Origin of the sequence: Mycolicibacterium setense (assembly GCF_000805385.1) — a bacterium.
In the GTDB taxonomy this organism is placed as follows: Bacteria; Actinomycetota; Actinomycetes; order Mycobacteriales; family Mycobacteriaceae; genus Mycobacterium; species Mycobacterium setense.
The window spans coordinates 1-374 of record NZ_JTJW01000012.1; the positions used below are offsets into that span (position 1 = coordinate 1).

At 63.1% G+C, this 374-nt stretch carries 1 protein-coding gene; it reads right to left on the minus strand.

Annotation, left to right across the window (positions count from 1 at the left end; genetic code table 11):
* Positions 1-374 (minus strand): MMPL family transporter (locus QQ25_RS29560; protein WP_039382876.1); only part of this gene is annotated, 374 nt, incomplete at both ends.

Genomic DNA, 374 nt, shown 5'->3' on the forward strand with positions numbered 1-374 from the left:
GTGGTGCCCACCTGACCGATCACCGCCAACTCGCTGACCGCCATCGACATCATGGTGAAGGCGAACACCAGGCCCGCGGAGGTGACCACCGATCCGGTACCGCCCATGGCGCGGATGATGCCGGTGTTCAAGCCCGCGTGTATCTCCTCTTTGAACCGGGAGACCAGTAGCAGGTTGTAGTCGGCGCCCACGGCCAACAGGATGATCACCGACATGGCCAGCACCATCCAGTGCAGTTCCAGGCCGATCAGGTGCTGCCAGATGAGCACCGACAGACCGAAGGATGCGCCGAGGGACAGCACCACGGTGCCCACGATCACCGCTGCGGCCACCACGCTGCGGGTGAGGATCAGCATGATGATGAAGATCAGGCA